The sequence below is a fragment of the Pseudomonas sp. FSL R10-0056 genome (assembly GCF_009600105.1).
Lineage (GTDB): Bacteria > Pseudomonadota > Gammaproteobacteria > Pseudomonadales > Pseudomonadaceae > Aquipseudomonas > Aquipseudomonas bubulae.
Genome location: NZ_WIWL01000221.1, coordinates 1 through 22165, shown reverse-complemented (window position 1 = coordinate 22165; position 22165 = coordinate 1). Strand labels below are relative to the sequence as shown.

Here is a 22165-nt window from a genome sequence, read left to right as displayed (position 1 = left end):
ATTTTTGGGTCGTTAGCTCAGTTGGTAGAGCAGTTGGCTTTTAACCAATTGGTCGTAGGTTCGAATCCCACACGACCCACCATGTTCGGCTCCTGTAGCCATAAAAAAAGCGTCCATTGGACGCTTTTTTTATGCCTGTAGGAAACGTAACCCTGTAGTCGCAGCCTTCGTTCTTCGGCAGCTGCTACGAGGTTTTTGCTTCAGCTTGGGTTTGCAGCCTTGTTGTCCGCGTCCTGAAGATCCTGCAGCGCGGCCGAATACTGATCCGCTTCTGCCTTGGGCACCATCTGCCATGACGGCTTGCGCAATGCATAGAAGATAAACGGCGGCACGCCTGCGACGATCAATCCCAGCAACAAAATCCCCGCATATTCGAAAAACGGCATGCTGCTGAAGCTGTTGGGCGGAATAAAGCCGAAAATTAGCGCCACGCAGGTTGAAAACAACCCCAGGTAGCACCAGCCATGCAGCCCCTTGAGCACATAGCCGCGTTTTACATTGGGCTGTGTTTTACGCAGTTTCATGGCCGCCATAAACATGAATACGTAGATGATCAGGTACATCAGCGCAGCCATCGCACTGATCATCCAGAAGGCATCGGATACATTGTCGAGAAAGATGTAAATCGTCGACAGCAGCGTGACGATAACGGCCTGTAAATACAGAATGTTTTTTTGCACACCTTTTTTGTTCACTTCCTGCATCACAGGTGGAAGCATTCCGGCCTTACCGACGAACAGCAAGCCGGTAGACGGCCCGGCAGTCCAGGCCAGTACCCCGCCCAACGCACCGATAATCAGCAAAATGGCCATGATCGGGGTTGCCCATGGCATGTCGAAGCCCTGGAAGAACGCAGCGTAAGCCTGGATAACCCCGGCGGTAAGGCTGGTTGAGTCAGCGGGTACCACCAGCGAAATCGCCACCGTGGGCGGGATAAACACCAGCAGGATCATAAAGAAGGCCAAGAGAATCGCCCGGGGCATTTCCTTTTGCGGGTTACGCAATTCACGGGCGTGAATGGCGTTCATTTCGATACCGGCAAACGCCAGGAAGTTACTCACAATCAGTACCAGGCCGGTAATGGCGCCGGTAAATTCCTGCCAGAAGTCCGGGTGCAGGTTGCGCGAGCCGGATTTGACTGTGGAGTGGGTATCGAAAATGGCCGGGATCAAGGCATCCCAAGTCAACGGGGTGGCTGATTTATGCCCCAGCACCAGCCAGGCGACGCCGAGCAAAACCAGCAGCGCGGCGGGTAATGCGGTGCCCAGCAGCATGAACCATGACGTCAGCTTCGACAGTGCTGTCAGCCCGTTAAGTGCCACAAATGTCGATAGCCAGTATAAAACGATGATGACGGCGGCAGTAAATACACCGCTTTTGGCCAGTTCAGGGTTGATCAGATACGCCATGGTGCTGGCGCCAAACCCGAGCACAATCGGGTACCAGACCACCACTTGTACCCACATGAACCACATGATGAAAAAGCCCGGGCGGTCGCCGTAGGCTTGTCTTACCCAGCCATAAATCCCGCCGTTCCAGCCTGTGCCCAGTTCAGAGGCGACCAGGGATACCGGAATGAAAAACAGCAGTGCGGGGATGACATAGAGAAAGACCGAGCCCAGGCCATAGACGGCCATGCTGGGTAACGAACGAATACTGGCAACAGCGGCAACCATCATAAAGCAGATGGTCAGCCAGGACATGTAGGTTTTAGCTTTGCTGGTGGTGGCCATAAGTATCCCGCTCCCTTACGCGAATTCGTGCAACAGGCTCAGATTGAGCGTGCGGCTAAGGTATTCGGCGGCCAGTTGACCGCGAACGCTGTTACCGGCTCCGTCCAGTGGCGGGGCAAAGGCGGCGATGGCGCACACCCCCGGAACCACCGCCAGAATGCCGCCGCCGACCCCGCTTTTTCCCGGCAGGCCGACTTTGTAGTACCAGTCCCCGGTGGTGTCATACAGGCCATTCAGGGTCATCTCGGAGAGGATTGGCGCCACGTTGTTGGCCCGAACCGCGCGTTTTCCGCTGATCGGGTTGACGCCACCATTGGCCAGGGTAGCGCCCATGGTCACCAGGTCATGGCAGGTGATCGCCACGGAACATTGACGGGTGTAGACGGCGCACACTTCCATCGGGTCGGCGTACATATAGCCGTAACTCTGCAATAGCCAGGCAATGCCGCGGTTGTGCTGGTTGGTCTTGGCTTCCGATTGATAAACCTCGTCGTTGACCGTCAGTTCACGGCCGGCGAAAAGGTTGTAAGTCGCCTGGATCTGGTCCCAGCGCGCTTGCGCCGTATCGGCTTCGAGGAGGCTGACAGTGGCCATGGCGCCTGCGTTTACAAAGGGGTTGAGCGGTCGGCCCTTATGCAGTTCCAGGGCAATCACCGAGTTGAACGGCTCACCTGTGGGGTCGCAACCGATCTTGCTGCGCAAGGCTTGGGGTCCCACTTCATCGAGTACATGGGCGAGGGTGAATACCTTGGAAATCGACTCGATGGCGAAGGCGTAATCGGTGTCGCCCACTTCTGCATGGGTACCGTCGCAGAACATGATGCTGATGCCGAACAGATGGGATGGCACTGAGGCCAGGTAAGGGATGTAGCTGGCGTTCTTGCCGTGCTGATTGCTGGCAAACCGTTGCAGGGACTGGTCCAGCGCCTGTTTTACCGTGCTGTCTACGGTCGTGGGTCTTTGCTTCATCGTGCTCGCTCCGTGAGTACTATCGAGAATCGAGACTATAGATCGGAAAATGCACGGTGGTCGGAAATCGGACGGCAGACCTCAAATGCTTGGCTATGCTGGCTGGGCCGAAGCTGAGCCAGAGTTGCAACGGCGGGCTCATAGATTGACCAATACTCAAGGAGAGTTCACATGGCACTGCACCGTATCAAGCGCAACAAGGACGTCGACCCCGTATTTGGTTCTTCTGCGCTGGCTCATGCCGCTGCAATCAAGCTGTTCCCCGAGGCTGAGCAAGCGCCGGGTGAGGTTTTCCAACTGGTCCACGATGAGTTGTATCTGGATGGAAACTCCAGGCAGAACCTCGCGACCTTTTGCCAGACGTGGGAAGAGGACGAGGTCCACAAGTTGATGGACCTGTCGATCGACAAGAACATGATCGACAAGGATGAGTACCCGCAGTCTGCGGAGCTGGAAAACCGCTGTATTCATATGCTGGCGGACTTATGGCATTCGCCGGAAGCGGCTACCACCATCGGTACTTCCACCGTAGGCTCCAGCGAAGCCTGCATGCTGGGTGGTCTGGCTGCATTGTGGCGCTGGCGTGCGGTGCGCAAGGCGGCAGGCAAGCCGACAACTACGCCGAATATGGTGTGCGGTCCGGTGCAGGTGTGCTGGCACAAATTTGCCCGTTACTGGGACGTCGAAATTCGTGAAGTGCCGATGTCGGAAGGGCATTGGTTTATGACCCCCGAGGACATGCTGGAGCGGGTCGATGAAAATACCATCGTCGTAGTGCCGACCTTTGGCCAGACGTTCACCGGGCTGTATGAAACCGTAAAGCCGTTATCCGATGCTCTGGATGACTTGCAAAAAAGCACGGGTCTGAATATTGATCTGCACGTCGACGGTGCAAGTGGCGCGATGCTGGCTCCGTTTTGTGCGCCGGATATTCTTTGGGATTTCCGCGTGCCGCGGGTCAAGTCCATCAGTACCTCCGGGCACAAGTTCGGTCTGGCTCCGCTGGGCGCGGGCTGGGTGGTTTGGCGGGATGAAAAGGAACTGCCTGAAGGGCTGGTGTTTCATGTGAATTATCTGGGGGGTGATATGCCTACGTTCGCCCTTAACTTTTCACGTCCGGCCGGGCAGATCATCTCGCAGTACTACAACTTCTTGCGTCTGGGGCGTGAAGGCTATGAGCGTATTCATTCAGCCTGCTACCAGACGGCACAGTTTCTTGCGGCTGAACTGGTCAAGGTCGGACCGTTCGAGATGCTCTATAACGGTGACCCGCAGCTGGGGATTCCGGCGTTGACCTGGCGTCTGAAGCCAGGGGCGAAAACTTCATATTCGCTGTATGACCTGGCAGACCGGTTGCGCACCCGTGGCTGGCTGGTACCTGCGTATAGCTTGCCGGCAAATGTCGAGAACGTAGTGGTGCAGCGGATTCTGGTGAAGCAGGGTATGTCGATCGACATGGCCAAGTTGTTGCTGGAGGACTTTGTGCGCGCGGTGAAATTCTTTGACGAGCATCAGCCCCACGGCTTTAAAGGCCGTGAAGCCGAGGCGGGTAATCACGCGGGGCGCTGATTACGCGGCGCTGTAGATACTCTGTTGTAGATCAAGCCCTATTGTGGGAGCGAGCCTGCTCGCGAACGACCTTCGCGAGCAGGCTCGCTCCCACAGTTGCAGTTTTTACTGTCGCAGCCTTCGGCAGCGACTACAGAGTAGTCGCACTTAGTGCAGTTTCAGGCGCGGCTCGGTGCCGCGTCCGATCCTGCTGCCCAGCATCAGCATCAAGGTGCGGAAGGTGCCGTACAGCGCCATCTGGTGCATGCGATATAGCGAGATGTAGAACATCCGCGCCAACCAGCCTTCCAGCATAACGGTACCCATCAGGCTGCCCATCAAGTTACCCACAGCCGAAAAGCTCGATAGGGAAATCAGCGAGCCATAATCGCGGTAGGTGTAGTCCGGCAGCTGAGTTTTACCTTCAATGCGCAATTTCAGCGACTTGGCCAGCAACGACGCCTGCTGGTGAGCAGCCTGGGCGCGAGGCGGCACCAGCTTGTCGGTGCCGGGTTGCGGGCAGGCGGCGCAATCGCCAAAGGCAAAAATATTCTCGTCACGGGTGGTTTGCAGGGTAGGGCGTACCACCAACTGGTTGATGCGGTTGGTTTCCAGCCCGGCAATTTCCTTCAAGAAGCCAGGTGCACGAATGCCCGCAGCCCAAACCTTCAAACTTGCAGGAATCACCTGACCATCTTTGGTTATCAAGCTGTCAGCAGTTACTTCGCTGACTGCGGAGTTGGTCAGCACGGTGACCCCGAGTTTTTCCAGGGTTTTATGCACAGGCCCGCCGATACGGTCCGGCAGGGCAGGCAATACCCGTGGGCCCGCTTCGATCAGGGTGATATGCATGTTTTCCGGCTTGATCCGGTCCAGGCCATAGGCTGCCAGTTCGTGGGCGGCATTGTGCAGTTCGGCAGCCAGCTCGACTCCGGTTGCACCTGCGCCGACAATGGCCACGCTGATCTGTTCGAGCGTATCGCTTTGCCCTGCGTGGGCACGCAGGTAATGATTGAGCAGTTGCTGATGAAATTTCTCGGCCTGCTTGCGGGTATCGAGGAACAGGCAGTGTTCGGCCGCGCCTTTGGTACCGAAGTCATTGGTGGTACTGCCCACCGCAATCACCAGGGTGTCGTAACCCAACTCGCGGGCAGGTACCAGTTCCTGGCCGTTTTCGTCGAGGGTTGCCGACAATGAGATCTTTTTCAGTTCACGATCCAGCCCGCTCATGCGGCCCAGCTGGAACTGAAAGTGATTCCATTTGGCCTGGGCGACGTAGTTGAGCTCGTCTTCCGATGAGTTCAATGAGCCGGCAGCAACTTCATGCAGCAGCGGTTTCCAGATATGGGTCAGGTTGGCATCGACCAGCGTGACGCTGGCCTTGCCGCGCTTACCCAGAGTCTTGCCCAGGCGGGTCGCCAACTCCAGGCCGCCGGCGCCGCCGCCGACGATAACAATACGATGGGTCATGGATATCACTCACAAGGCTTGAAAAAAATTCTGTGCCTGAGTGGCCCCGGGCGAGCGCAATGCAGCTCATAGCGCCAGGTAACTCAGGAAACGGCTCAAAAGGCCCATGCCGATCACCGCGATCACCACTATGGCAAGGAGCAGCCAGGGCCTGAAAGGGCGGCGCTCAACCTGATTTTGTGGCAATTGAAGGTACTCTTCGACACGCTTCAGATCATCGGGGTTCAGGCGACTGGGCATATTTTTGGCCTCGTCAAATAGACGTTGCTGGGTATGTAAAAGCTACAGCATTGATCAACCGGGATGAAATGAAGCATAGCCGTGCGGGCCTAACGGCTCGACCCGCAGTTCGTCGTCTAGACGAATGATCCCGCTTTCGATTACCCGGGCCGTGATCCCGCCGTGGCCACGTACCGCCTGAAAAGTCCCCTGGCCCAGACGCTGCTCCAGTCGGGCACAAGGCTGACACCAGCCAGTGGTTTCGAAAATGGCCTGGCCAACCTTGAAGCGCCGGCCTTTGAGGCTGAACAGGTTGATTCCGCGGATCACCAGGTTGCGGCGCAAGTCCTGCGCCAGGATCGGTTGATCCGCCGTGCGCCCCAGCAGTGAGCTGATAACGGCCAGGTGTTCCCATTGTATCAGCGTCACCTGGCGGGCATTGCGGGCGCCGGGCCGGGCATGATCGCCGGTCAGCCCGGCTTCGCGGCGGGCTTCAACCGCGTCGAGTTCGAGCATGTCTGCCCGGGACTCGGGGCGTACGCCGATCCAGCACACGCGCCCGGTTTGCGGCACATTGGCAATAAGCGCCTGCAACGGGCTCACAGGCTGATACCCACATCAAAAATAATGCTGCGTCCCAGGTTGTTGCGCAAAAAATCCGGTGCGTCCGGTTGGGCAAACAGCACCCGGGCAAAGGTCGGCCCTACCAGCGACAGCGAGCGCCAGCCCTGGCGCAAATATTCAGTCGGCGGCGGAAAGTGGCTGTTAAGGTCCAGCACTTCGCGCTTGAGGCTGGAAAACGCAATGATATCCAGCTGCCCCAGGTCGATATCGCGCTCTTTGTAGTTAGTGGCTTTTTTATGCAGGGTCGGGCCCAGCCGCTGCAACAGCTTGCTCGCCGGAATCCGTTTGGGCCGTGCTTCGCGACGGACCAATTGGCTAAGGGAGTAGGCGCTGCGCCTGCGCTGCAGTTCTGCGCGCCATTCATCGTTCAGGCGCCGGCCCTCATCGAGGACAAAGAACACCTCAAAGCGTGCATCGCCGAACAGCACATCGGGAGGCTCCTGGCCCGCCTGCCGGAAGTCTTCACTGTGGTAGGGGATATTCAGGCCTTGCAACAGGCGCTGGCAGACCCAACGCTCACGCTCCCATTTGCGGGCATTGGATAAAAAGGCATTGGCTTGCTCGGCCTGAATGGTGAGCAGGCGTAAATAATCTGAGTCGTCCATGCACGCAGCTTAGCCTTGAAACAGGTGTTACTGAAAGTCCGGGTGTAGACTCAGTCGCATCCGACAGGGAGGGTTGAACGGTGTGTTTTGACAAGGCAGGGCAAGGCCGATGATAAGTACACAGGTGTTATCCACACAAACGCTGGTCATCGGCTGGCTGATCTATGTTCCCGTTGTGCTGTGGGCCATCTGGCGTGCTCCCTGGGTTGAGCTGTTTACCGATACGCGGCGCCAGCACCTGTTGTTTGGCACGGTGTTCGGGCTGTTTTTGCTCTGGCTGGTACGGCGTGACTTTGATGGCGGGGTGTCTTACCACTTTATTGGCCTGACGGTGGTCACGTTGCTGCTCGACTGGCCGCTGGCAGTGGTCGGTGCGCTTCTGGCGCAAGTCGGACTGGTGTTGCTGGGGCGTCAGGAGTTGGCCGCGATGGGTGTCAACGGCGTGCTGCTGATTCTGTTGCCGATAGCAGTGACCGAAGGGTGTGCGCGTATGGTCGAGCGTGCGCAACCGCGTAACCCCTTTGTGTATATCTTTTGCTCGGGTTTTTTTGCCGCAGCGTTGGCGGCGTTGCTGTGCATAGGGGCGGTGCTGGGTGTGTTGTGGCTGGACGGGTTGTTCGTCATGCCGTATTGGCTGGAGGACTTTGTCGGCTATCTGTGGCTGATCATCTTTCCCGAAGCGTTTATCAACGGGATGCTGGTAACGGCACTGGTGGTGTTCTGCCCGGAGTGGCTTGAGACCTTTAACCGCACCCGCTACCTGGCGGCGCCATGGAAGGATGATGGAGAAAAGCCGTAATCGCCGACGCAGGCTGCGAGATGGACCGCAGGGCCTGTGCTCTTTAAAAGCACGACCCCTTCGGGCTCGATCGCAGCCTTCGTACCTCGTCAGCGACTACAGGATTTGGCTTTTAATGTAAGCGCTCGCTCAGGTCTTCGGAAAACAGATCATCTTCAGCATCCGGGCTGACCGGGATCTTGTGTTCCTCGCTGGCCCAGGCACCCAGGTCGATCAGCTTGCAGCGGTCCGAGCAGAACGGGCGAAAAGCGTTGGTGGTATCCCATTGCACGGCTGTGCCACAGGTCGGGCAGTCGATGGTCATAGGTTTGGTCATGGTTGGCCTCCACGCAAAGTTAAATAAAAGTGATGCAGGCGCTCGACCTCAGTCTGCAGCGCCTTCAGATCCTTGTCATTGACCAGCACATCGTCAGCGTGACGAAGGCGATCTTCGCGGCTGGCCTGTGCCTTGAGAATGGCCTGGACTTGCTGTTCGGTGGTGTTGTCACGCACAAGGGTGCGCTGCATCTGCAGGGCTTGCGGTGCATCGATCACCAGGACACGTTGAGTTGTGGTGTATTGGCCGGACTCGATCAGCAGCGGCGAAACCAGAATGGCGTAAGGCGATTTTGCCTGTGCCAGATTGTTTGCGATCTCTTCACGAATCAGTGGGTGCAGCAGTGCTTCAAGCCAGCGGCGTTGCTCGGGGTCGGTGAAGATCAGATGGCGCAATGCGCCACGATTGAGTTGCCCGTCGGCTTGCAGCACCTGTGCTCCAAAGTGTTCGGCAATACTGGCCAGCGCCGGGCGTCCCGGCTCAACGACCCAGCGCGCCGCATGATCGGCGTCCACCACATGTATGCCCAACGCGGCAAAGTGCTCGGCAGCGGCACTTTTACCACTGCCGATACCGCCGGTAAGCCCGAGAATCCAGGGTTTGGAGGGTGGAGTCATCATGTCAAACCGAAACCTGCCAATAGAAGCCGGTTATTTGACCACCCCAGAGCAATGCAATCCAGCCGGCAATTGCCAGATACGGCGCAAAGGGGATCGGGGTACTGGTTTTGGCCCGGCGCATGGCCAAAAGCCCCAGCCCCACCGTCGCCCCCAGCAGTGAAGAGAGCAGGAGGGTTAGCGGCAGAACCGCAACCCCGCCCCATGCCCCGAGTACGGCCAGCAACTTGAAATCGCCGTAGCCCATGCCGTCCTTGCCGGTGACCAGTTTGAATATCCAGAACACCGACCACAGGCTTGCATAGCCCAGCGCGGCCCCCCATACGGCCTGCCCCAAAGTGGTGAACAGGGAGAAGCTGTTGAGCAACAATCCCAGCCACAGCAGAGGCAAAACCAGCACATCAGGCACGATTTGATGCTCGATATCGATCAGGCAAATGCCGAATAACCCCCAGGTCAGCAGAAGCATCCAGCCCGCCTGGGCGCCAAAACCGAAATGCCAGGCGACAAAAGCCGACAATACCGCGCAGGTCAGTTCCGTAAGGGGATAGCGCAGGCTAATGGCACTTTTGCACTGCGAGCATTTGCCACGCAAAAACAGGTAGCTCAGTAGCGGGATGTTCTCCCGGACGCGCAGCGAATGCTGGCAATTGGGGCAGTGAGAGCGCGGGCGCAGCAAGTTATACACAGGGCCTTTGGCTGGCTCGGGCAAATCCAGCACCTCGCGGGCCTGGGCTTGCCATTCCTGTTCAAGCATTTTTGGCAATCGCCACGCCAGCACATTGATAAAACTGCCTGCCAGCAAGCCGAGTATCAGTGCGCAGGCAATAAAAGCGTCGGGGTGACGGCTCAGCAAATCAATCATGCTCATATTACCCGGCCAAGGTTGAATATCGGCAAGTACATGGCGATGACCAGCCCGCCAACCATGACTCCAAGTACCACCATGATTATCGGCTCCAGCAAGGTTGTCAGGTTGTCGACCAGAGTGTCGACCTCGCTTTCATAATAGGCGGCAACCTGGTCAAGCATGCTGTCCAATGTGCCGGATTCTTCGCCAATAGCTGTCATCTGGATTGCCATGCCCGGGAATACTCCGGCAGCGGCCATGGCCACATGGATCTGGCTACCCGTTGCAACCTGCTTCTTCAGTCGTAGCACCGCGTCTTTGTACAGGCTATTGCCAGTGGCGCTGGCTACGGAGTTCAGCGCTTCGAGCAATGGCACGCCGGCAGCCAGGGTCGTCGACAGCGTGCGGGCAAAACGGGCCATGGCTGACATGTGCAGCAGATTGCCCATGACGGGCAGTTTCAGCAGCCAGCGATCAACACGCTGGCGCCAGGTTGCGCAGTGCTTGTAGCGATGGTGAAGGCCTGCAAGGGTGATGCCGCAAAAAAACAGGAGCCATAGACCATGCGCCTGAAGGCTGTCAGACAGGCCGATCACCCACAAGGTAAGCACTGGCAGTTGCGCGTCGAATGAGCGGAAAACGCCCTGGAACTGCGGAACCACTTCGATCAACAAAATGCCGCACACCGCCAGCGCGACCACGAGCACGGCGCTGGGGTAGGTCATGGCTTTTTTGATTTTCTTTTTCAGAGTGGCGGTCTTTTCCCTGTAGGTCGCCACCCGTTGCAGCAACACGTCCAGAGCCCCGGCCAGTTCGCCAGCTTCGACGAGGCTGCAAAACAGAGGATCGAAATGTGCCGGTTTTTTGCGCAGCGCCGCCGACAGGCTGGTGCCTGCGCCGATGTCTTGCTGGAGTTCGGTGACCTGCTGGCGCATGGCACGGCTCTCGAAACCGTTGGCGATAACCTTCAGAGCTTGCTGCATAGTTATGCCCGCGCTGATCAGGGTAGCCAGTTGGCGGGTGAACAGGGTGATATCCAGTGCCGTGACCGATTTGCCCGCATTCAGTGTGTGACTGTAATGGCGGCGGATTTTACTAACGGTAATACCTTGGCGGCGTAGCTGGATCCGAATCATTGTGTGGTGTTCCGCCGTGATTTGCCCGCTGGTTTTAATGCCATTTCGATCGGTGCCTTCCCACTGGTAAAGGCTGTATTTAACGGCCTGTGTTGCCATGCATCGATCCTTGGAGCGCGGCGCGCCCGGCTGTGCTGTAAGCCCAAAGACTAGATGCTCCGAGCTTTGACCCGGAAAGTTGAGAGTGACCAGAAGTGTCAGCGATGCAGTTGTGGAGCAACGGCCCACTAACCTTGATAGCCTGTGCGCACTTTTTTGCCTGCACAGCACTGCCTGGCACCTGTGGGTGCCCCTTTTCTGGAGACTTCATGTGAAACAACAACAAGGCTTCACCCTGATCGAACTGATGATTGTGGTTGCAATTATCGGTCTGATTGCTTCGTTCGCATTTCCGGCTTACCACGAGCACGTGATGAAGACCCGTTTTGCCGAGGTGAACACCATCAGCAATACCTACAAGACTGCCGTCGCCCTGTGCTACAGCCAGACCAATGATCTGATGGCCTGTGATGCGGGCACCAACGGCATCCCGGGGCCGGCCGAAGCGACGGAAAACCTGGCAGCGGGCATGACGGTGGTCGATGGTGTGATTACCATGGCGGGGACCCAGGCAGCAGGCGGCTGGGTCAGCGTATTGGTGCCGACCTCGAGCAATTCGGGGGGCACCCTGAACTGGACGCAAAATGGCACCTGCCTGGCCAGCGGTGCGTGCAAATAACCCGTGATGGTCGTAATGCCGAGTGTGTGAAGCCTGGGCGCCAAGGGCTCAAGAATATCGCGATTTACTAACAACCTTGGTCAGCAGGCTCGCTCCTGCAGCGGCACACATGCGGCAATTGCCGGTTTTTTCCAGCGCTGCTAGTTTTACTGATACCGCCGGTGTAGCTCAGTCGGTAGAGCAGCGCACTCGTAACGCGAAGGTCGCAGGTTCGATTCCTGTCTCCGGCACCACTTAAAAAGCCATCCGGTCAATGCCGGGTGGCTTTTTCGTTCAGGGGCAGCACCAGGCACTTTGACGTCCGAAAATGGCGAGAATCGGCCAAAACGCGGTGCTATTCTGCGGACCATGAATACAGATAACCGCCTGTCAACGCCCAGTACCGCTGCCTGCGAAATCGCTCGCCTGAGCCGTGATGCGCGGTTTGACGGGGTGTTTTTCACTGCCGTACTCAGCACCCGGATCTACTGCCGCCCCGTGTGTCCGGCCCGTGCGCCAAAAGCCGAAAACGTGGTTTATTACCCCAGCGCGGCAGCGGCTCAGGCCCAAGGCTTTCGCCCCTGTTTACGTTGTCGGCCCGAGCTGGCACCGGGTAATCAGCTTTGGTTGCAGGGCGAGCATCTGGTGTCGCGCGCCTTGACGCTGATTAATGAGGGTTACCTGGCAGAGCACTCGCTGGAAGAGTTGGCTGAGCGCATGGACATCGGTGCGCGGCAATTGCGTCGTCTGTTTGTTCACTATCTCGGGGCGCCGCCGATGGCCGTGCATTCCACCCGGCGCCTGCTTTTTGCCAAGCAACTATTGACCGAAACCGACCTGTCGATCACTGAAGTGGCAATGGCTTCCGGCTTTGGTAGTCTGCGTCGTTTCAATGCGGCTTTTGCCGAAGCCAATCATGCCGAGCCCCGTGCCTTCAGGCGCAGCCCGAAGACACGGGCAGACAAGGCGCTGGTGTTGCGCCTGGGCTATCGCCCGCCTTACGACTTTGCAGCCTTGCTGGGCTTTCTGCAGACCCGGGCCTTGCCCGGTATCGAACGGGTCGATGGCCACAGTTATCAGCGGGTGTTTGGCAGCCCTGAAGCTCCCGGCTGGCTGAGGGTCAGCGCCTGGCCGGGTGAGCAGCATGCATTGCAGCTGGAGCTGCGCAATGTGCCACCGGGGCAGATGCTGGCGGTGGTCACGCGGATTCGGCGCATGTTCGATCTGGATGCCGACCCGCTGGCCATCGCCCGTACCTTGAGTGCCAGCCCGCTGCTGGCGCCTGTGATCGGGCGTTATCCGGGGCTGCGATTGCCGGGGGGCTGGGACGGTTTTGAAGTGGCGGTGCGGGCCGTGCTGGGGCAGCAAGTCAGTGTGGCTGCAGCACGCACCCTGGCCAGTCGAATCGTGCAGCGCCATGGTGTTGCCATTGAAGCCGACAAGGGCTCGGGGCTGGATCGTCTGTTTCCCGGCCCTGAGCAGCTGGCGCAAGCCGATCTTGGGCAAATGGGCATAACCCAGGCGCGCATCAATACGATCCAGGGCATCGCCCGCGCCCTTGCACAAGGGCGTGTCGACTTCGCCGTGGAGCAACCCCTGGAGCGTTTTATCGAGCGCTGGGTACAACTGCCCGGTATTGGCGAATGGACCGCGCATTACATCGCCATGCGCGTGCTCAAACACCCAGATGCATTTCCGGCCGCCGATCTGATTCTGCGCCGTGAAGCCAACCCCCAGGGTGAGCCGTTAAGTACCAAAGCGCTGCAGGCACTGGCTGAAAGCTGGCGCCCGTGGCGGGCCTATTCCGTGATGTATTTATGGCGCGCAGCTACCGATTCGATTACAGCGCGCAAGGTGTGAACATGACGCAGATTTACTACGAACAAATGCCATCACCGATTGGGCCACTGTTTCTGGTCGCTGATGATGAAGGGTTGCGCGAAGTGCGTTTCGAGTTGGATCGCCGGCCCCATGTACCACAGGACGGGTGGGTGCATTCGCCACCAAAGCTTGCCGAAGTTCGCCGTCAACTGGAGGAATATTTTGCGGGTGAGCGTCAGACGTTCGACCTGTTTCTCAAGCCGCTAGGCACCGACTTTCAGCAGTCGGTATGGCAGGCCCTGACCACCATTCCCTTTGCGGTAACCACCAGTTACGGCCAGATTTCACAGCAGATCCATCGGCCCAAGGCGTCCCGGGCAGTGGGAGCGGCGAACGGGCGCAATCCGATCCCGATCATCATCCCGTGCCATCGGGTGATTGGCAGCAATGGCACCTTGACCGGTTTTGCCGGAGGTCTGGCAGCCAAGCAATGGCTGCTAGAGCATGAGATCAAGTGCCGCCGGCACGGCTGATGCAAAACCTGTGCTTTTTGTGGGAGCGGGCTTGCTCGCGATGCGGGCACCGCGGTGTATCTGGCGAACCCCAGTGAGGCCATCGCGAGCCAGCCCGCTCCCACAGCAAAGGTGTGCAGGGCTTACAGGCTCAACCGCATCGACAGATCCACCGCCTTCACATCCTTGGTCATGGCGCCAATCGAGATGTAGTCCACGCCGGTTTCGGCGATCGGACGCAAGGTCGACTCGTTGATACCGCCGCTGGCTTCCAGCATGGCCTTGCCCGCGTTCAGGCGTACCGCTTCGCGCATGTCATCCATGCTCAGTTCGTCGAGCATGATGATATCCGCACCTGCCGCCAGCGCTTCATTCAGTTCTTGCAGGCTTTCCACTTCGATTTCAACCGGCTTGCCAGGGGCAATCTTGTGCGCGGCACTGATGGCTTGCGCGATACCGCCGCAGGCAGCGATATGGTTTTCCTTGATCAAAAAGGCGTCGTACAGACCAATACGGTGATTGTGGCAGCCACCACAGGTTACTGCGTACTTCTGCGCCATACGCAAACCCGGCAGGGTCTTGCGTGTGTCCAGCAGCTTGACCCGCGTATCGGCCACCTGATCAGCGAGGTGCTGGGCATGGGTGGCGACGCCTGACAGCATTTGCAGAAAGTTCAGCGCGCTACGTTCACCGCTGAGCAGCGAGCGGGCCGGGCCTTCAAGATGAAACAGTACCTGGTCGGGGCTCACGCGATCGCCATCGGCCACCTGCCAATGCACGGCAACCCGAGGGTCAAGCTGGCGGAACACAGTGTCGACCCAGGCTGTGCCGCTGATCACTGCTGCTTCACGGGTAATGATCGTGGCTTTGGCCAGGCGCTCGGCCGGGATCAGCCGTGCAGTGATATCGCCGCTGCCAATATCTTCGGCTAACGCACGGCGCACGTTGGCTTCTATTTCGGCAGTGAGGTCGGCCAGGCGTAAATTCGGCATAACGAGCTCCACAAACAAAGTGCGCCGATTATAGGGGCATGCCACCGGTGAACCCAAGGTGTGCGAAGAGTCACATGCAAATACCTGCAATGTGCTGTTTTCGGCACTTTGAACATTAATTTGCACCTGCAATCACTCAAATGAAGAGTCCGCTGGTACAAGCGCCATCTTTTACAAGATAATCCGCCTTGCTATTGGCGCCATAGCTTTGACGTGCTGCCATTGCCCTAAATTCCGATTCACCGGCCAGTGCCCAATGCACTCGCCGGTTTCTGTTAGTGAGCGGCAAAAATGGCTCTGACCACGCGCGTTCACTGGCAAACGAAGAAATCCTTCCGGGAGGCCAGGATGCAAAATGACGGGAAAGTGGGGCCTGGGAGCAGGACCACTAAGGAGTTGGCGATGCACTCGCCGCTTACCCGCCTGCCTGTGATCCTGCTGCAGGTGCATGACAAGGCTGCGCAGCAGTTGCGCAACGAACTGCAGGTGCTGTTCGAAAATGCCGACCAGACCCTGTTTGAAATGGCCGACAAGGCGCAGAGCGATACCGATCAGAGCCTGTTCTTTGAGGCCATGCGCGATGTGCGGCTCAAACGTAAAAGCATTGAACGCGGTTTTCTTGAGCGTCTGTTCGATGCCTTTATCCGTCTGACCCTGCCTGATGTCAGTGAGCCAGCCCTGCACGTCGTTCCCGCGGGGCATGCGGTGTTCTCGCTGATGGCCGATAACATTGAGCGCGCTCAGGTAACCAATGCAATGGTGACGAAGGTCCTGAGCCGCAACCAGCTGGCTTTGTGCCAGTTGAGCACACGCCTCAACACCCTGAGCTGCATGCCACTGGATGAACAGAACAACCCGCTGGGGCCGGCGATGCTGTGCGAATATTTTTTGCAGGCCGAACGTGACCAAGGCATGGACATCAAGGTCAAGCTGATCATGCTGCGCCTGTTCGACAAGTACCTGCTCAGTCAGACCGGGCAGCTGTACGCCGACGCCAACCAGCTGTTGATTGCCACCGGAGTGCTGCCAGATCTGTCGGACAGGGAGTCGTGCTGCGCCGCCAAAGCCGATATCCATGCCCAGGAATTGCCAGGGGCGGGTGAGGATGCGAGTAACCTGATCGGGCTTTTGTTCGACTACATCAGCGATGATCGCAACCTTTCGCAGCCTTTGAAAAAACTGCTGGGCTTGTTGCGTGAACCCATGCTCCAGATCGCCCGGCGTGATCAGAACTTCTTCAGCTGTGACAGCCATCCGGCCCGGCGTCTGCTCAATGTCATGGCCGATGCAGCCATTGGCTGGGACGCCGGTGCCAATAGTTGCAACGATCCGCTGTACCGCAAGGTCGAGCACGTGGTGCTGCAATTGGCCCGGTACGCGGGCAATAATCCGGCGCTGCTTGAGTCGTTGCTGCATGATTTTTCGATGTTTACCCGCGGCGAGCGCAGCCGCACCGAGCTGCTTGAGCAGCGCACCCGGGATGCCGAACAGGTGCGCTGCCGCCCTGCGGTGCAGCGCAACCCGGTGCGCTCATGGCCTTCACCGGTTCTCGATGAGCAAGCTCAGTTGGGGTTGTTGTTGGTCAGTCAGTTGCGGGTTGGGGCCTGGATCGAACTGCAAGAAGATGAGACCACCCGCCTGCGTTGCAAGCTGATTACGATTCTTGAGCCGGACGGTACGCATATCTTTGTAAACCGTATCGGGGCCAAGGTGCTGGAAAAAAGCCGCAACGATTTAATCGTGCACCTGCGCAATGGCAGTATCCTGCTGGTCGATGACCGCCTGTTGATTGATCGGGCTCTGGAGTCGGTGATAGACAGTTTGCGTCAGGCTGGCGGCGAGTAATCGCGTATAGCGCAGATTGCTCCCCATCGATGCGCGCATCGCGGCATACTGGGCCTTTGGTTTTGCCTGTTAAAGGAGCCTGTATGCAGATGGACCCCGCGAGCGGCTGGTTTCAAGGCGTGCGCCATTGCCCGTCACCCAACTTCAATGCGCGCCCGGGTGATGAAATCTCCCTGCTGATCATTCATAACATCAGCTTGCCGCCGGGGCAGTTCGCCACCGGTAAGGTCCAGGAATTCTTCCAGAATCGACTGGACGTCACAGAACATCCTTACTTTGAAGGTATAAGTGCCCTGCGCGTGAGCGCACATTTTCTGATCGAGCGTGACGGCACTGTTACCCAGTTTGTCTCCTGTTTTGATCGCGCATGGCATGCTGGCGTTTCGAGCTTCGAAGGACGTGAGACCTGCAATGATTTTTCTCTGGGCATTGAACTTGAGGGCACCGATGAGCTGCCTTTTACGGATGCCCAGTATCAGGCTCTGACAACCTTGACCCGACAGTTGCAGATGCAGTTTCCTGCCATTACCCGACACAGGATTTGCGGCCATAGCGACGTGGCGCCGGGACGCAAGACGGACCCGGGACCGGCTTTTGACTGGACGCGTTTTCGCAGCGCGTTGCAGCACACAGGAGATAAACAATGAGTTTTGTGGTGTTACTGCTGGCGATTGTGGTCGAGAAATTCTCGGGGCTGCGTCAGCGTCTGCAGCGTGATGGCGGCTGGTTGCGCGAGTTGCACAAACTTGAAACCAGCCCAAGGCTTGGCAACAAGCCATGGTGGGTGTTGTTTATCCTGATTGCCTTGCCTGCGGCGGTGCTGGGCTTGCTGCTGGTGGTACTGCATCCGGTGGCTTATGGCCTGTTGGCACTGCCGATACATTTATTGGTGGTGATCTACAGCCTTGGGCGTGGAGACTTGCTGGGGGGGCTCGGGCCGTTTCGTGATGCCTGGCGTCGTGGTGATTTGCAGGCCGCCGCCCATGTTGCCGAGCGTGACCTGAGCATAAATGCGGACAGCGGTGAGCAATTGCTGGAGAGGGTGCAGGGGCATTTGTTATGGCAGGCCTACCAGAGCTTCTTTGCGGTTATTTTCTGGTACTTCCTGCTGGGGCCGGTGGTGATCCTGAGCTATCGCCTGCTGGCCCTGGCGCAGGAGCACAGCCAAAACCCGGCGCTGGTGGAGCGTGCCGGGCAATTGCGCCATGCTTTTGACTGGTTGCCGGTGCGGTTGCTGGCCGCGAGTTTTGCCCTGGTGGGTAATTTTGCAGCGGTTAGCCGGGTGATGTTGCATGAGTTGCTGAGCTGGGACATCAGTGCTGCGCAGCTGATCAACAAAGCCGGCTGCGCAGCTGCTGAAATCCCTGCGCCACAGGCCGGGCCTGAGGGCGTGAGCAGCCTCGACACCCTGTGGGCCTTGCTGCTGCGGGCGGCGGTGTTGTGGTATGCGTGCTTCGCGGTGTGGGCGTTGTTGCTCTGAGATTACACAAGATCTGTAGCAGCCTCGTTCCTTCGGCAGCTGCTACAGGGGTATAAGTCAGCGCTTCCAGCCAAAGACTTCGCAGGCATTAGCTGTTGTCGCCTTTGCCAATTGCTCGGGGCTGATGCCCATTATCTCGGCCAGCGCCCGGCAAATATCAGGCAGGTACTGCGGGCTGTTGCGCTGGTTGGGGTACATGGCCGGGGCCATGCCGGGGGCATCGGTTTCCAGCACGATGGCGTCCAGCGGCAGATCAGGTAGCACTTTGCGCAAGCGCAAGGCTTGTGGCCAGGTGGCAGCCCCCCCCAGGCCCAGCTTGAATCCCAGTTTTATATATTCACGGGCTTCTTCGCGACTGCCTGAAAAGGCATGAACAATCCCGCCACGCTGAAGCTTGAAACGCTTGAGGGTGGCGATTACCTGCGCATGGCTGCGCCGAACATGAAGCAGGGCGGGCAGATTAAAGTCGGCGGCCAATTGCAATTGGGCTTCAAACAACTGTTGCTGGATCTGGCGGTCCAGCTCGGGCAGAAAGTAGTCCAGGCCGATCTCGCCCACAGCACACACCTGAGGATGCCCTGCCAGGCGGCTCAGCCATTGCCCCAGTTCAATCATATGCTCGGGGCGATGCTCATTGATGTACACCGGGTGCAGGCCAAACGCGGCATACAGTTGGCTGTCGGTTTGGATCAAGTCCCACACGCTCTGCCAATTACTCTGATAAACCCCCAGAACCACCATGCTCTCAACCCCCAGTGCCCGACTGCCCGCCAGTATCTGTGGGCGGTCGGCGTCGAACTCAGGGAAGTCGAGGTGGGTGTGGGTGTCGATCAGTTGCATACTCAGGCCTGATGGATACGTTGTTTGAAGTTACGGGCAATGGCATGGATGCCGGGTACGTAGTTTTGCTCTTCAATCGCCGCCAGGGCCAGGTTCAGGGCTGTTTCGGCAATCAGCTTGTGTTGTTGGCCCATAGCATTGACTGGCAGCGGCAGGAAGTCCAGCAACTGGGTGTCACCAAACGTGGCAAGGCGCAATGGCGGGCGCTGGGTCGGGTGCTCCAGCAACGCGTCGAACATCCCTTGCAACAGCACATATGAAGTGGTGATCAGCGCTTCGGGGAAGTGGCCCTGGCGTGCCAGCAAATCATCAATGATCCGCCGTCCACATTCACGGCTGAACGCACTGCCGTGTTCGATCAGGACCTCGCCCTTGAACCCTTCGACCGCTTGCTTGAAACCCGCTTCACGGGCCTGGCTGACGCTCAGTTCGGGGCGCGCACCGATCAACACAATCTGGCGCGGCAAAGGCTGCAACAGACTGCGGGTCAATTGCAGGCTGGCTTCGCAATCATCACTGATTACCGAGCAGAAGCGCTCCGGCTCCAGGGTCCGGTCGATGGCGATGATGGGCATGCCCAGGTCCTGCAACTGGCGGTAGCTGTCATCTTCTGCGGGCAAGCAGCTGGCTACGAACAGGGCATCGCAGCGACGGGCACGAAACAGCTTGAGCAATTGGCGCTCACTGTCCGGTGCATCGTCGGAGCTGGCGATCAGCAACTGATAGCCGCGGGCACGGGCGCCTTGTTCGAGCTGCTTGGCCAGGCGCGCATAACTCGGGTTTTCGAGGTCCGGCAGGATGAACCCCAAGGTGCGCGTGTGTCGGCTGCGCAGCCCGGCTGCCTGCGGGTTGGGAGTAAAGCCGTGCTCCTCGACCACCGCACGTACGCGCTCGACCGTGCTGCTGCTGATGCGCTGCTGTTCGGCTTTTCCATTGATGACATAGCTGGCAGTCGTTACGGAAACACCTGCCAATTGAGCGATATCACTGAGTTTCACGCCGAAAATTCCTTATTTTTTGTAGTACATGTCGACATTGTGAACAATCCTAACCGATAAAGGCAGCCGACCATCGTCTGTCATGGGTGCGCTGTATTTATTTGCGACATCTACCCGCTGCCGCCAGGCAATACGACAAGTTGGACTTCAAGCGCGGGCAATTATGCAGTAACGTGCCGGGTATTCTTGATTAAACGTTTCAGCCTGCGCATTTAAAGGCCTCGAACCCGGCAGTGATGTGCTTGCCACGCATCAACTGACGCAGCACGGGAAGAGCGACCTAAGCTGACTTAATTCAAAACAATACCTGTTGCCATTGAGTACCGGAAAGGAGAACGCATGCTCGAGCTCACCATAGAGCAGATATCCATGGGCCAGACGGCTGTGGACAAGTCTGCGGCGCTGCAATTGCTTGCCGATAAACTGGTCGCCGATGGCTTGGTAGCCGAAGGCTATCTGAGTGGCTTGCAAGCGCGTGAGGCTCAGGGTTCGACCTTTCTGGGTCAGGGCATTGCCATCCCCCACGGCACGCCCGAAACACGTGAGCTGGTGTTCACCACGGGCGTGCGCCTGTTGCAGTTCCCCGAGGGGGTGGACTGGGGTGATGGCCAGATGGTGTACCTGGCCATCGGTATTGCCGCAAAGTCCGACGAACATTTACGTTTGCTGCAACTGCTGACCCGTGCCCTGGGCGAAACCGATCTGGGTGAGGCCCTGCGTCGCGCCAGCTCCGCCGAAGCCTTGCTTAAACTGCTGCAGGGCGCACCACAGGAGCTGGCGCTGGATGCACAGATGATCGGCCTGGGTGTGTCTGCCGATGACTTTGAGGAACTGGTATGGCGTGGTGCCCGTCTGCTGCGTCAGGCTGATTGCGTGAGCAATGGCTTTGCTGCCGTACTGCAGCAAGTCGATGCGCTGCCGCTGGGCGATGGCCTGTGGTGGCTGCATAGCGAGCAAACCGTCAAACGTCCGGGGCTGGCGTTTGTGACACCGGACAAACCGATGCGCTATCTGGGCCAGCCGCTGAGCGGTCTGTTCTGCCTGGCCAGCCTTGGCGAAGCGCATCAGGCCTTGCTGGAGCGCTTGTGCGCGCTACTGATTGCCGGTCGTGGCCACGAACTGGGCAGTGCCACCAGCCGCCGTGCCGTGCTTGAAGTATTGGGCGGCGAGCTGCCGGCCGACTGGCCAAGTGCCCGTATTCCCTTGGCCAACGCCCACGGCCTGCATGCGCGGCCGGCCAAAGTGCTGGCGCAACTGGCGAAAAGTTTTGAAGGCGAAATCCGCGTCCGGATCGTCGATGGCCAGGATTCGGCGGTATCTGCCAAGAGCTTGAGCAAGCTGCTGAGCCTGGGTGCCCGTCGCGGTCAGGTGCTGGAATTTGTCGCCGAGCCGAATATCGCCAACGATGCGCTGCCTGCACTACTGGCTGCGGTCGAGGCGGGTTTGGGTGAGGAAGTCGAGCCGTTGCCGGCGTTGGCTGAAGCCGTGCCCGGTGTCGCCGAAATTGCCACGGTGCTTACCGCCCCGGCGGCTGGCAGCCTGGTGCAGGCGATTGCCGCATCGCCCGGCATTGCCATTGGCCCTGCCCATATACAGGTGCTGCAAACGTTCGATTACCCGCTGCGTGGCGAGTCTTCCGTGGTCGAGCGCGAGCGTCTGCAAAAAGCCCTGAGCGAAGTGCGCAAGGACATTGAAGGCCTGATTACGCGCAGCCAGTCCAAGGCCATTCGCGAAATTTTCATTACCCACCAGGAAATGCTCGACGACCCTGAACTGACCGATGAAGTGGATTCGCGCCTCAAGCAGGGCGAAAGCGCCGAAGCCGCGTGGATGTCGGTGATCGAGGCCGCTGCGCGTCAGCAGGAGTCCTTGCAGGATGCGCTGCTGGCCGAGCGGGCAGCGGACCTGCGGGATATCGGCCGTCGCGTGCTGGCCCAGCTGTGTGGCGTCGAAACCCCGGCCGAGCCTGACCAGCCTTATGTGCTGGTAATGGATGAGGTCGGCCCTTCAGATGTGGCTCGCCTTGATCCGGCGCGGGTGGCAGGCATTTTAACCGCCCGCGGTGGTGCGACTGCGCACAGCGCCATTGTCGCC

The 22165-nt window shown here is 58.5% G+C and carries 22 protein-coding genes and 2 tRNA genes; 11 read left to right on the top strand and 13 right to left on the bottom strand.

Annotated features, from left to right (window positions below; genetic code table 11):
- Positions 1-6: 6 nt before the first annotated feature.
- Positions 7-82 (top strand) — tRNA-Lys (locus GHO42_RS22035).
- Between the two features lie 118 nt (positions 83-200).
- On the opposite strand, the gene GHO42_RS22030 is transcribed toward GHO42_RS22035, so the two are convergent.
- On the bottom strand, positions 201-1733 hold the full coding sequence (locus tag GHO42_RS22030; protein ID WP_095001626.1) for an amino acid permease: 1533 nt from the start codon (positions 1731-1733) through the stop codon (positions 201-203).
- A gap of 15 nt (positions 1734-1748) precedes the next feature.
- Positions 1749-2702 carry a glutaminase A gene (gene glsA / locus GHO42_RS22025; protein ID WP_095001625.1) on the bottom strand — a complete coding sequence of 318 codons (954 nt, stop codon included), beginning with the start codon at positions 2700-2702 and terminating at the stop codon, positions 1749-1751.
- Between the two features lie 171 nt (positions 2703-2873).
- Between glsA and GHO42_RS22020 the strand changes: the two genes are divergently transcribed.
- Positions 2874-4271: a glutamate decarboxylase gene (locus GHO42_RS22020; protein ID WP_095001624.1), complete on the top strand. Its 1398-nt coding sequence runs from the start codon at positions 2874-2876 to the stop codon at positions 4269-4271.
- Between the two features lie 147 nt (positions 4272-4418).
- Here GHO42_RS22020 and GHO42_RS22015 read toward each other — a convergent pair whose 3' ends face one another.
- The 4 genes from GHO42_RS22015 to GHO42_RS22000 form a co-directional block, all read right to left on the bottom strand.
- Complete coding sequence (locus GHO42_RS22015) at positions 4419-5720, bottom strand: NAD(P)/FAD-dependent oxidoreductase (protein ID WP_095001623.1); 1302 nt, start codon at positions 5718-5720, stop codon at positions 4419-4421.
- A gap of 66 nt (positions 5721-5786) precedes the next feature.
- Complete coding sequence (locus GHO42_RS22010) at positions 5787-5960, bottom strand: DUF3094 family protein (protein ID WP_095001622.1); 174 nt, start codon at positions 5958-5960, stop codon at positions 5787-5789.
- Between the two features lie 54 nt (positions 5961-6014).
- Entirely contained in the window at positions 6015-6542 is a 528-nt protein-coding gene (locus GHO42_RS22005) for an MOSC domain-containing protein (protein WP_095020318.1), read from the bottom strand.
- Complete coding sequence (locus tag GHO42_RS22000; RefSeq protein ID WP_095001620.1) at positions 6539-7168, bottom strand: DUF1780 domain-containing protein; 630 nt, start codon at positions 7166-7168, stop codon at positions 6539-6541. Before GHO42_RS22000 ends, GHO42_RS22005 begins: the two co-directional genes overlap by 4 nt.
- Positions 7169-7277: 109 nt before the next feature.
- Between GHO42_RS22000 and GHO42_RS21995 the strand changes: the two genes are divergently transcribed.
- Positions 7278-7967 (top strand): energy-coupling factor ABC transporter permease, encoded by a 690-nt coding sequence (locus GHO42_RS21995; protein ID WP_095025468.1) that lies wholly within the window; start codon positions 7278-7280, stop codon positions 7965-7967.
- Positions 7968-8079: 112 nt separating this feature from the next.
- Here GHO42_RS21995 and yacG read toward each other — a convergent pair whose 3' ends face one another.
- From yacG to GHO42_RS21975, 4 genes are read right to left on the bottom strand one after another with little or no spacing between them, the layout of a single operon-like run.
- Entirely contained in the window at positions 8080-8283 is a 204-nt protein-coding gene (gene yacG / locus GHO42_RS21990; protein WP_016779444.1) for a DNA gyrase inhibitor YacG, read from the bottom strand.
- Entirely contained in the window at positions 8280-8903 is a 624-nt protein-coding gene (gene coaE / locus GHO42_RS21985) for a dephospho-CoA kinase (protein ID WP_095018262.1), read from the bottom strand. The genes yacG and coaE overlap by 4 nt, the downstream gene beginning before the upstream one ends.
- A 1-nt stretch (position 8904) precedes the next feature.
- Complete coding sequence (locus GHO42_RS21980) at positions 8905-9771, bottom strand: A24 family peptidase (protein ID WP_165484561.1); 867 nt, start codon at positions 9769-9771, stop codon at positions 8905-8907.
- Positions 9768-10985: a type II secretion system F family protein gene (locus tag GHO42_RS21975; protein WP_095038606.1), complete on the bottom strand. Its 1218-nt coding sequence runs from the start codon at positions 10983-10985 to the stop codon at positions 9768-9770. Before GHO42_RS21975 ends, GHO42_RS21980 begins: the two co-directional genes overlap by 4 nt.
- Before the next feature lie 211 nt (positions 10986-11196).
- Between GHO42_RS21975 and GHO42_RS21970 the strand changes: the two genes are divergently transcribed.
- From GHO42_RS21970 to GHO42_RS21955, 4 genes are all read left to right on the top strand, one after another.
- Entirely contained in the window at positions 11197-11604 is a 408-nt protein-coding gene (locus GHO42_RS21970) for a prepilin-type N-terminal cleavage/methylation domain-containing protein (protein WP_133144169.1), read from the top strand.
- A 157-nt stretch (positions 11605-11761) separates the two neighbouring features.
- Positions 11762-11837: transfer RNA gene (locus GHO42_RS21965), tRNA-Thr, on the top strand.
- Positions 11838-11952: 115 nt separating this feature from the next.
- A complete protein-coding gene (locus GHO42_RS21960) occupies positions 11953-13443 on the top strand; it encodes a DNA-3-methyladenine glycosylase 2 (protein ID WP_095038605.1) in 1491 nt (496 codons plus the stop codon).
- A 2-nt stretch (positions 13444-13445) separates the two neighbouring features.
- Positions 13446-13937 carry a methylated-DNA--[protein]-cysteine S-methyltransferase gene (locus GHO42_RS21955; protein ID WP_095001608.1) on the top strand — a complete coding sequence of 164 codons (492 nt, stop codon included), beginning with the start codon at positions 13446-13448 and terminating at the stop codon, positions 13935-13937.
- Between the two features lie 122 nt (positions 13938-14059).
- On the opposite strand, the gene nadC is transcribed toward GHO42_RS21955, so the two are convergent.
- Entirely contained in the window at positions 14060-14908 is an 849-nt protein-coding gene (gene nadC, locus GHO42_RS21950) for a carboxylating nicotinate-nucleotide diphosphorylase (protein ID WP_095001607.1), read from the bottom strand.
- Between the two features lie 402 nt (positions 14909-15310).
- Between nadC and GHO42_RS21945 the strand changes: the two genes are divergently transcribed.
- From GHO42_RS21945 to ampE, 3 genes are all read left to right on the top strand, one after another.
- Entirely contained in the window at positions 15311-16753 is a 1443-nt protein-coding gene (locus GHO42_RS21945) for a DUF1631 family protein (protein WP_370688594.1), read from the top strand.
- An 83-nt stretch (positions 16754-16836) separates the two neighbouring features.
- On the top strand, positions 16837-17400 hold the full coding sequence (gene ampD, locus GHO42_RS21940; RefSeq protein ID WP_095001605.1) for a 1,6-anhydro-N-acetylmuramyl-L-alanine amidase AmpD: 564 nt from the start codon (positions 16837-16839) through the stop codon (positions 17398-17400).
- Positions 17397-18233 carry a regulatory signaling modulator protein AmpE gene (gene ampE / locus GHO42_RS21935; RefSeq protein WP_095001604.1) on the top strand — a complete coding sequence of 279 codons (837 nt, stop codon included), beginning with the start codon at positions 17397-17399 and terminating at the stop codon, positions 18231-18233. The genes ampD and ampE overlap by 4 nt, the downstream gene beginning before the upstream one ends.
- Positions 18234-18290: 57 nt before the next feature.
- Here the strand turns inward: ampE and GHO42_RS21930 are convergent, their stop codons facing one another.
- Both GHO42_RS21930 and cra read right to left on the bottom strand, forming a co-directional pair.
- Positions 18291-19073, bottom strand: coding sequence for a TatD family hydrolase (locus GHO42_RS21930; protein ID WP_095038604.1), 783 nt, complete (start codon positions 19071-19073; stop codon positions 18291-18293).
- Between the two features lie 2 nt (positions 19074-19075).
- Positions 19076-20071 (bottom strand): catabolite repressor/activator, encoded by a 996-nt coding sequence (gene cra / locus GHO42_RS21925; RefSeq protein ID WP_095001602.1) that lies wholly within the window; start codon positions 20069-20071, stop codon positions 19076-19078.
- Positions 20072-20410: 339 nt separating this feature from the next.
- On the opposite strand from cra, the gene fruB reads away from it, so the two are divergent.
- Positions 20411-22165 (top strand): fused PTS fructose transporter subunit IIA/HPr protein (gene fruB, locus GHO42_RS21920; RefSeq protein ID WP_153384185.1); only part of this gene is annotated, 1755 nt, incomplete at its 3' end.